At 32.8% G+C, this 9,840-nt stretch carries 11 protein-coding genes; all 11 read right to left on the reverse strand.

The window, feature by feature from the left end:
• On the reverse strand, nt 1-690 hold a 690-nt coding region (locus tag ACW2QF_RS12390; RefSeq protein WP_455716315.1), incomplete at its 3' end, for a hypothetical protein.
• Between the two features lie 43 nt (nt 691-733).
• Nucleotides 734-1,978, reverse strand: coding sequence for a hypothetical protein (locus tag ACW2QF_RS12395; protein ID WP_455716316.1), 1,245 nt, complete (start codon nt 1,976-1,978; stop codon nt 734-736).
• A gap of 122 nt (nt 1,979-2,100) precedes the next feature.
• Nucleotides 2,101-3,591 carry a lysine--tRNA ligase gene (gene lysS, locus ACW2QF_RS12400; protein WP_455716317.1) on the reverse strand — a complete coding sequence of 497 codons (1,491 nt, stop codon included), beginning with the start codon at nt 3,589-3,591 and terminating at the stop codon, nt 2,101-2,103.
• Nucleotides 3,592-4,056: 465 nt separating this feature from the next.
• Nucleotides 4,057-4,356: a type II toxin-antitoxin system RelE/ParE family toxin gene (locus ACW2QF_RS12405; protein ID WP_455716318.1), complete on the reverse strand. Its 300-nt coding sequence runs from the start codon at nt 4,354-4,356 to the stop codon at nt 4,057-4,059.
• A 3-nt stretch (nt 4,357-4,359) separates the two neighbouring features.
• The gene (locus tag ACW2QF_RS12410) at nt 4,360-4,608 is read right to left on the reverse strand and encodes a type II toxin-antitoxin system prevent-host-death family antitoxin (RefSeq protein WP_455716319.1); all 249 of its coding nucleotides are present in this window, start codon (nt 4,606-4,608) and stop codon (nt 4,360-4,362) included.
• Between the two features lie 127 nt (nt 4,609-4,735).
• Entirely contained in the window at nt 4,736-5,821 is a 1,086-nt protein-coding gene (locus ACW2QF_RS12415; RefSeq protein WP_455716320.1) for a HAMP domain-containing sensor histidine kinase, read from the reverse strand.
• Nucleotides 5,818-6,492, reverse strand: a complete 675-nt coding sequence (locus ACW2QF_RS12420; protein WP_455716330.1) for a response regulator transcription factor — start codon at nt 6,490-6,492, stop codon at nt 5,818-5,820. The genes ACW2QF_RS12415 and ACW2QF_RS12420 overlap by 4 nt, the downstream gene beginning before the upstream one ends.
• Nucleotides 6,493-6,679: 187 nt before the next feature.
• Nucleotides 6,680-7,114, reverse strand: coding sequence for a large conductance mechanosensitive channel protein MscL (gene mscL / locus ACW2QF_RS12425; RefSeq protein WP_455716321.1), 435 nt, complete (start codon nt 7,112-7,114; stop codon nt 6,680-6,682).
• A 115-nt stretch (nt 7,115-7,229) separates the two neighbouring features.
• Nucleotides 7,230-7,916 (reverse strand): ABC transporter ATP-binding protein, encoded by a 687-nt coding sequence (locus ACW2QF_RS12430; protein WP_455716322.1) that lies wholly within the window; start codon nt 7,914-7,916, stop codon nt 7,230-7,232.
• Nucleotides 7,916-9,001, reverse strand: a complete 1,086-nt coding sequence (locus ACW2QF_RS12435; RefSeq protein ID WP_455716323.1) for an ABC transporter permease — start codon at nt 8,999-9,001, stop codon at nt 7,916-7,918. Before ACW2QF_RS12435 ends, ACW2QF_RS12430 begins: the two co-directional genes overlap by 1 nt.
• Before the next feature lie 167 nt (nt 9,002-9,168).
• Nucleotides 9,169-9,840, reverse strand: a 672-nt coding sequence (locus tag ACW2QF_RS12440) for a Crp/Fnr family transcriptional regulator (RefSeq protein ID WP_455716324.1), incomplete at its 5' end; no start/stop codon positions are given.

The raw sequence follows: 9,840 nt of genomic DNA on the forward strand, positions 1-9,840 counted from the left end.
CTTATATTCATCTACTGATGCTTCATCCGTTAGCAAAGAGATCGGCTGATTTCCCTCCGCAACCCATTGTTTATAAAATGATCGAATCCAAGATTTTCTTGTGCCTGCAAATGTAGACCAATAACTACGTTTTACTGAATCATCATAAAAATTTGGAGATATTTTCCCAGATAGTTGTATATTAAATCGTGTATAAAGAGAAACTTTTTTTCCATTGCATAGAATAAATATGTAATAATTCGATGATGCACCTCTACCGCCAGCACCACCAGTCGTTACATAATTTACACTTAACACTGATTTTTTTGCGATGAATCTTCCACATATCATATGGTAATTTTGAGACTCTTGATAGAGCCTACTAGGAATCTTCTCTTTGACACAATCATAAAAAGTTTCTTTTTCTATCATTAGCTTTAACTGCTGAGGATCTATATCATAATACTGACATATGCTTCGATTTGAAGTTTTCCAATTTTGTAAAAACCACTTCAAATAGAGTGTTGGAACTAATATTAAAATAATGAAACCAATAACATTATCCTCGTCAACGATCGCTTTCTTTGATAATAATACTGCAATTATAATCATTCCTAAAAAAATCACAGAAACAATAGCTATACAGAAAGCAATTATATATTTAGATCTATAATGATACATTTTATTGACTCTATCAAATATATTATTCACTGATTTGCTCCTCCAATTTTAGCAACTATGTGTATTTCTGTGACTAAAAGATACTTCCAAAGAAGTTTCCTATTCCATCTACTACATCTCCTACTTTATCTCCAACATAATCAACTGCACAGTTTGCTCCATATTTTGCACCATCTATCAAACTATCTTTTTTCCCATCACCATCAAAATCATAAACATCTGTATTCGTTACATAGCCAATTGCTGCTCCAGCTCCTGCTCCTACTACAGTTCCAATCGGTGGTGCAAATAATGATCCAATCGCCGCTCCTGCCGCTGTTACTCCAGCATTTGCTGTTACAGATACCGTAGTGTCTACTACAAATTCTTTCACGTTCTCTCCAGACATAGTAAACTTGCCATTTTCAAAGAAATCATCACTGAAATCACTTGCAATATCTAATGCGGTTCCAACTGCACTTAAGCCTTTTGCAAATTTACTTGCCTTTCCAAGATCACTATAATTACTTGGCTTGAAATCATCCCAGAATTTCATACTATCCTTAAATTCCGTGCCAAACGCTTTAGCCATTTTAGCACCATTACCTAATTGAAAGTCATCAAGATAATTAGCTAGTTCATTATATCTTCCATCTTTAAATAAACGTTCGTATGTATGATTTGGATTCTTCTTATTATATAACTCTATGCCTTTCTGTCTTAAAATCTTAGCATCGTATTTTGTCCATCCTTCTTTGCCAGTGATTGCTTCCATGAATTCCTTTACTTGTTGTTTGGTCAAATTATCACCACCACGGAGTTTAATAAATTTTCGACCATTCTCTGTCACAATACGAAATCGTTTTCCCTGAGATATCAATTCCAAAGCTTTCCACATCTTAGCATCTTTAATTGATATTAGCATCGTTTTTAATACACCCACACTAGGATTACCGTTAATATCAAATATTTCATTTATTAAATCCAAAATCTGTCCTTCAGAATCTTTTCCTTCTATCGCACCTGCCTGCCCCTTTGATCCAAATGATACCTCTTCTTTCTTATACTTATCTACTATCATACCTTCTGACTTTACATATGTCTGAATTGATTGTGATAAAACATCACTCAGCTTCATCATTACAGTCTGATGCTCTTCCATATCTTCCAGAATTTGATTCAACTGTTCTCTGATTTTACTAGAAGATGATATCTTATTTGTTACAGAATTGCTTATCGTTCTAACCTGTTCGGACAGAGTATCCATCTGTGATGCAATACCACTGATTTCCTCCACCTGACTCTGTACTCCAGCAGTCTTTAATAATAATGGTTTCATGTTCTTACCCTCCCTAATTTAATAAATACTGTCTGGTAATCCCCATAATATACCCCTATTTTATATCTAATGTAATTTTTAGTCAATTCATTGCCGTGCTTTCTAGGTCTTTTTTCATAGGCCTATTCTTGTGTGCTATCTGAACCTAAATTAATTGGTCTCATAAGAGGGAACATAATGGAATCTCTTATGTTATCGGTTCCAGATAACACTTGAAATACTCTATCAATACCCATACCCCATCCAGAGATTGGCGGCATTCCGTATTCCATTGCCATTATATAATCTTCATCCATCATCATCGCTTCTTCATCACCATTCGCTTTACAACGAGCCTGTTCAAGCAAACGTTCTCTTTGCTCTCTTGGGTCAACAAGCTCAGAATAAGCATTAATAATCTCTGCTCCATTTATAATGAGTTGAAAGCGATCAGAGATTTCTGGATTCTCATCATTCGCTCTTGCGAGAGGTGATAAATCTGTTGGATGTTCTATTAAAAATGTGGGATTAATCATATTAGGACGGCTGACTTTTTTGTATAACAAATCAATCAAATTACCTCTTCCTAGCGTTCGAGGATCAATGGCAGAAGAAAGATCAATGTTTTCTTGTTCAATCTTTTCAAGTAATTCACTTGCTGTCTTATAATTTTCAATATCTATACCACAATCACGAAGAAGCAATTCTCTGAAAGAAACAACTTCCCATTCACCTGCAAAATCAATTGTATTACCATTTACATTAATAATAGGGCTTCCCCATATTTTTGTTATAACACTCGTAAGCATTTCTTGCAAAAATTTCATATTATCTTTGTAATTGTAATAGGCACAGTATCCTTCTAACATGGTGAAATCTTGTAGATGAGTTGCATCTATGCCCTCATTCCTAAAACATCTAGCAAATTCAAAAACTTTCGTAAATCCTCCTACAATTGCTCTCTTCAAATATGTCTCCGGTGCAATTCGTAAATATACTTCCATATTAAGTGCATTATGATGTGATGTAAATGGTCTTGCAGTCGCACCAGATGGGTGGTCAATTAGTGCAGGGGTTTCAATTTCGATGTATCCATTATCCTCAAGATATCTTCTGATTTCCTTAATAAACTGAGATTTCTTCACAAAGCGTTCTCTAGTTTCGCTGTTCATACACAAATCCAAATATCTTTGTCTATAGCAAATCTCTGTATCCGTTACACCATGGAACTTTTCCGGGAGCGGTCTATAGGATTTTCCAAGGAATTCGATTCTAGTTACAAGAATCGATTTTTCACCAGCCTGAGTTGTAAAGATTTCTCCCTCAACTCCAAGAAAATCTCCAATGTCAAAGCCTTTCTTTAAGAAATCATATTCTTGTTCTCCTAAGAGGTCTTTTTTAGCAATTACTTGTATTCTTCCAAGAATATCCCCAATTGTTAAGAACGACATCTTTCCCATCTTTCTCATAGACATTATTCTTCCTGCTGTTCGTACCCCAGTTACCCCCTCTTCAAGATTAATAACATCACATATCTCGTGTGTCTTTTCAAATCTTTCTGGATAAGGGTTCGTTTGATTGTTCACATACTCAAGTTTCGCCATTCTGGCATTTAAAATGTTATTTTCGCTCATAAGTTCATCATTCCTTTCAAGATAAATTTGGGGGCATGTGATTTTGAGCGCAAAAAAACCGCCCCTGTTTCCAAGGACGGGATTGTATATTAATCCGTGGTACCACCTTAGTTCGTCTACGCTTCACAGCGTAAGCCTTAATAAGTACGGATACATTAAGTCGATTCATTTAAGAAAAGTACAGATAATATATCGATACTCCTGCGCTGTAATGGGCGCTCCCAACATAGTCTCAACACAAAATGTGTAGTCGGTATGTAGCTCCAAGGCTTTATTCGATTCTGTTTCCAGAACTCTGATTATAACCAGAATATCTTTTCCTGTATCCCTTCTCAGCAAATGGGACTCTCTGTAACGTTTCCAGATACCTACTGTCACTCTTCATCGCTTTTAATATTCTAAAGATATCATAGTTTTTCTACTTTTACAACAGTCTATATTCATTACCTTTGTTTTACATACCATTTATTCAAATATCTTCGTAATATCTTGAAACCTATTTAACACCCGATAAATCTCAACATACTCCATTCCTGCTTTATACAACACTACATAATTTTCACATACACTATACTTATAATCCGTCTTAAAACTAACTCTTTTTGACAAATCAGCCCCAATACTAGGGAAGCGCTGTATATTCTCAAACTGGCTATATATCTCCTTCACAGTTTGGTGTGCGGCATCGGGATTATCTACTGCAATATATTCCTTGATGTTCTTTAAGTCTACTGCAACTAATGGGTTAATCCGTAGTTTCATCATAGCCTATTCTCCTACTTTGGCTTTCAGTTCATCTAAGGTAATCCAATCTTTTCCTTCCTTTACAGCTTCTTCCGCTTCCTGTAATTTCATTAATAGCTTCTTCTCTGCTTTTTCACGCTCATAGTCCTCAATGTCCATAACTACAAAACGTCCTCTACCATTCTTAGTCAAAAAGACAGGCTCTCCAATCTGACAATTTTTCAATACTTCATTATAATTTCTCAAATCTGAAACAGGTAATATATTTGACATAAAATCATCTTCCTTTCAAAATGCTTCACGATTTTTACATTTATATTATAACCAATAATGCTGTAAAATTCAACGAAATATTTTACAGCAACCCTTATACAACAATTAGCATAATAGCATTCTGATGCTACGCCTCACCAACCTGTTTCGGTAACCTAATAACAAATGTAGTTCCTCCTCCTACACAATCTTCTATATAAATTTGGCCATTACAAATCTCTATTATTCTTTTTACAATGGCTAACCCCAAACCATTTCCCTTCTTAGAATGCGTTGTATCTCCTTGGTAAAACTTTTCAAATACTCTTTTTTTACTTTCTTCCGAAATTCCTATCCCAGTATCTGAGATTTTCACCACTACCTCTTCTTCCATATCTTTCGATTGTATATATATTTTACCACCAATCTCAGAAAACTTAATAGCATTTTCAATTATGTTAATCCAAATTTGTCCTACTAAATCTTCATCCCCTTTAAACTTTACTTTCTCTAAATTAATATCTAATTCTATATTCTTTTGGGTCCATTTATCTTCTAATAATACTATAATTTTTCTGATTTGTTCATCTAGAGCGAATTCTGTTATTTTGTTTGGGATACTTTGATTATCTAATCTAGATATCCTTAACATATTAGAGGATAGTTTACTTAGTCTCTCTGTTTCTTCAATTATGATGTCTAGATATGTATCTCTTTTATCAGCTGGTAAATCCTTATTCTTTAGCATTTCTACAAAACCCTGAATAGATGAAATTGGAGTCTTAAATTCATGGGATACATTACTTATGAAATCTTTTCGTAGATACTCCATATTTTGAAGCTCGATTATCATTAAATTAAAATTTTTAGCTAATGTTCCTATTTCATCGTCACTCTCATAATCAATATGAACATCAAAATTCCCCTTTGATACTTCCTTCGTGACACTACTAATGTATTTTATTGGCTTTGATATAGCCTTTGTTGCAGAAAACATTAATATAGATCCAATAATGATACATATCATCAAAGTAGCCATAATTATAATTGATTTTTGATGTATCACGTAAACTTGTTCATTCGTATAACTTGTTCCATTAGGAAAAAGAGACTTTACAAAGTCGAATTGTACCATATGCATCAATGCAAATGATGCAATACAGGCTAAGCAAAGAATTCCAATAAACGTTAGTGCGAATTTTGCTCTTATAGATTTTCTATATTTTCTTATCATATATACCTCTCCACCTTATATCCTAATCCTCTAATCGTTACTATTTTAAATTCTTCTCTATCACCGAATTTTTTACGAAGCTTTTTAATATGCGAATCTACAGTCCTTTCATCTACTTCTGTATCCATACCCCAGATATCATCTAATAGTTGTTGACGAGTAAATATCTTCCTCGGATAACTTAATAGCTTATATAATAGATAGAATTCTTTTTTGGGGAGTTCATAAACCTCTTCACCCGTATCTACTGTTAATGCGTTATAATCTAATACCATATCTCCAATTTTTAAAATGTTTTCATTTATTATCTGAGCACGTCTTAATAAAGCAGAAACTCTTAGTACCATTTCATTTATATTAATTGGTTTTACCATATAATCATCTGTTCCTAATCGAAATCCTATTTCCTTATCTTCAAAACTGTCCTTTGCTGTTACCATTAACACAGGTATATTATAGCCCGCTTGTCGTAATATATCTATTAATTGGTAGCCATCTAGGATTGGCATCATAATATCTGTTATCAATAAATCTACCTTATTATTATCTAATACTTTCAGTGCTTCTTCTCCATTGCTAGATTCAAAAATTTGATATCCTTCCATTTCTAATCTATCAGTCATTAGCATTCTTAGATTATCATTATCTTCTACCACTAGTATGGATACCATTTTACTATTCATCATTTACCCTTCCTTTCTCTAAGTTATTTTACCATAATCAGTTAATGGATTCATACTATAATTCGATAATTTCAACCAACTCCTCTGCTATATTGAACATACATAACAAAAACCCCATCAATCGATTAGTTTGTACTAATCGATTGATGGGATTGGCTACATAATAAACTTATCGTTATTCAACAGAACTTTTTTCCTCAGTGGCTTCTAATTCAGAAGTACAGTGTGGACAACGAGTTGCAGCAATTGGAATTTCTGAATAACAATATTGGCATTTTTTAGTTTTCGGAGCTTCTTTAGGTTCCTCTGCTTTTCCGATTTTAGATAACTTATTGATCGCCTTCAAAAGTAAAAATATAACAAATGCCATGATAATAAAGTTAATCACAGCTGTCAAAAAAGCACCATATCGTATTTCCACGCCGCGTACCGTAGCAACCATAGCAGTGAAATCCGTCTTGGCAAACAAACCAATCAAAGGAGAAATCACATCTTCAGTCAGAGACTTAACTATCGACTGAAAAGCAGCACCGATAATAACACCAATTGCAAGATCCACTACATTTCCACGTAATGCAAATTCTTTGAATTCTTTAAAAAACTGTTTCATATTCATCCCTTCTTATGTATATGACATAATAATAAAATCTTTTTTCTTATCCGACCTTATAATATCATAGATTGAGGTAGGTGTAAAATAATTATTAAGTCCCGTTCGAAAATTATCACATTACATTCACATAGAGTTTTCCATTCTCTATTCTATAAATCACATCCACCAAATCCAGTATTCTTTCATCATGAGTCACCATTATGGCAGCCCTATTTTGCTTCTTAACCACTTTGCGAATCATCTCTACAACTTGTCTTCCTCTAGGGGCGTCTAAACTTGCTGTTGGCTCATCTGCTAGAATAACATCTGGTTTATTCATAAACGCTCTTGCAATTGCTACACGTTGTTTTTCCCCACCCGATAATTTATTCGGATATTTCGTTTTACTATCTGCTAGTCCTAAATCTGCTAATAACTCATCTGCGTATTTTTTAGATTCTTCTCTATCTTTCTTCTTAGAGATTCTTCCTATTAAATTTAGCTGATCTCCTACATTCAAATATGGGATTAGCTGATGAGATTGAAAAATAAATCCAATCTTTTCTCTTCTCACTAAGTTCCAATTTTTCTTATTGCTATCAAGCGGTGTTTCTCCAACTATTACTTCACCTTTTGTACTTGAAAGTAGTGCACCTGCAATAGATAGCATTGTGCTTTTACCAGAACCAGATGGACCTACAATTGCTACAAATTCCCCTGGTCTTACTTTTAAAGATACATTATCTAAGACTGTATTTTCATCTTCTCCATCATGATACATTTTAGAAATATTATTTAATTGTAATGCGTATTTTACCATTATTCCTGTCCTCCTATTGTCATTAGCGGATCTATCTTTGCTACTTTTCTCAAAGAAATTAAACTAACTAATATTGAAATTATCACAAACACGATTGAGATTATAACAGCATTACTAATTAATAAGGAAAATGGCATACTATTTGGTAAAACACTTGACATGGCAAATGTTAGAATATTTCCCACAATCATGCTACCTCCTGCTAATATTAGTACTTGCGTAATAATCATAGTCGATAGCGTCTTCATTCCCAATCCCAGAGCCTTCATAACCCCAAACTCCATTAATTTTTGAATGGTAATAATATAGAAAAATACACCCAATATTGCCGCCGAAGTTATTACAAGAACCCATAAAATCATATTAATGGTCATCTGCTCTTCCGCATGCCCTGGTATTTTTTCTATAATAGCATCTTTTGATAAAACTACTGAATTGGCTAGTTCAATATTTTCGATATCTTTCCCCTTAATAGCAATGGCATTATATGTTGTTTCATTATTTTTATTGATTTTTGATCTTATGTTATTTAATGTATTTGAAGATATAATACCTACCGCAGAATGTCCATACATTTCATCTTTCACAAACCCTGTAACTTTCATCTCAATACCAGAAGTTGAATCTATCACAGTATCTCCTATTGAAATGTCTTCATCTAGGAAAGATTTGTTCAATAGAACGGTATTTTCTTCATCAGATATCTCACTTCCATCCATGATTGTTGGCATCATGAAGCTATCTTTATCTACTGCTAAATATGTAACATCTAGCTTTTTTTGAGTGTCTTTCTTGTTCATATTCATTCTCATTAGATTAATTGGTGTTACCTCACTACTAGTCATATCTTTAACTTCTTGATATTGCTCTTCTGTTAATGTAGATCTTGTAATAAGAGAATCAGCATCATCACTTACTATATAATAATCTGCCTGAGCATTTTTAATAGTTGCACTAGTTGCTAATGATAAACCATTTGCTAATCCTGATAAGAATAAAACCATAAAGGTTAATAATATCAGCATGGATACGATTAACGCATATCTTGACTTATTGTACTTTAAATCCTTTATTGCTAAAAACATATATATTCTCCTAACTAATGTATTTTCTTTTGTCTATGATACTATACATTAGTTATGTGACCTCAATATGACCAAATTAAAAATGATTACTATTATTAATAGCTTTCTTAATAGGACTTAAGTCTGAAATTCATAATTTTCAATCAAAGTGGATTTATATAAATATTCTATGACAATTCTCTAATCATCTTAGCATCTAATATGTATACTTTTTTATCTTCACATCTTATAATTGATTTTGCTTCCATTTCTTTAAAGGTTCTATTCAAGTGTCTATATGTTGTTCCTAAGAATTCAGCAATCTCTATATAGGAAGAGTTTAATATTATATAATTTTCATCTGTTATATGCTCCACTAGGTAGCTCGACAATCTGTTAATAAGCGGATATACAAAATTATATGAGTTATTATTAATAGTCGCGCTGAGTTTTTCGCTTAAAGAGTCTACCAAATGGTGTAAAAGCTTCGTATCATCATAAAATTTATTTCTAAGTATATCGGAAGATATCGCTATCAAATAAGTATCCTCAACTGCATCAATATTACAAAGGATTGGATTATCTTTTAACAGTTCGATATCTCCTATGGGTTTAAAATCTTTGTAGAATTTAAAATTCATATATTTCCCATTTTCTAAAATATAATAAATTTTAATTTTTCCTTCAACAAGTAAATAACAATATTCTAGCTTATTCTCTGCTTCTAATATGTACTCCCCTTTTTCATAAAAATGTAGTTGTGAATATTTTAATATTTCCTCACCAAATATTTCATTTATATTATGCTTTTTTATGTAATATTTCAAAAGATTATCATCTAAAATTTTTTTCATAAATAC

It is taken from the genome of Anaerosporobacter sp. (assembly GCF_965301125.1).

What these genes read in the sequence shown, in the direction of transcription:
- ACW2QF_RS12405 (WP_455716318.1), bottom strand. Translation starts at nt 4,356, where the DNA reads ATGATGAAACTACGGATTAACCCATTAGTTGCAGTAGACTTAAAGAAC.
- ACW2QF_RS12410 (WP_455716319.1), bottom strand. Translation starts at nt 4,608, where the DNA reads ATGTCAAATATATTACCTGTTTCAGATTTGAGAAATTATAATGAAGTA.
- ACW2QF_RS12420 (WP_455716330.1), bottom strand. Translation starts at nt 6,492, where the DNA reads ATGGTATCCATACTAGTGGTAGAAGATAATGATAATCTAAGAATGCTA.
- ACW2QF_RS12430 (WP_455716322.1), bottom strand. Translation starts at nt 7,916, where the DNA reads ATGGTAAAATACGCATTACAATTAAATAATATTTCTAAAATGTATCAT.
- ACW2QF_RS12435 (WP_455716323.1), bottom strand. Translation starts at nt 9,001, where the DNA reads ATGTTTTTAGCAATAAAGGATTTAAAGTACAATAAGTCAAGATATGCG.
- ACW2QF_RS12415 (WP_455716320.1), bottom strand. Translation starts at nt 5,821, where the DNA reads ATGATAAGAAAATATAGAAAATCTATAAGAGCAAAATTCGCACTAACG.
- ACW2QF_RS12395 (WP_455716316.1), bottom strand. Translation starts at nt 1,978, where the DNA reads ATGAAACCATTATTATTAAAGACTGCTGGAGTACAGAGTCAGGTGGAG.
- lysS (WP_455716317.1), bottom strand. Translation starts at nt 3,591, where the DNA reads ATGAGCGAAAATAACATTTTAAATGCCAGAATGGCGAAACTTGAGTAT.
- mscL (WP_455716321.1), bottom strand. Translation starts at nt 7,114, where the DNA reads ATGAAACAGTTTTTTAAAGAATTCAAAGAATTTGCATTACGTGGAAAT.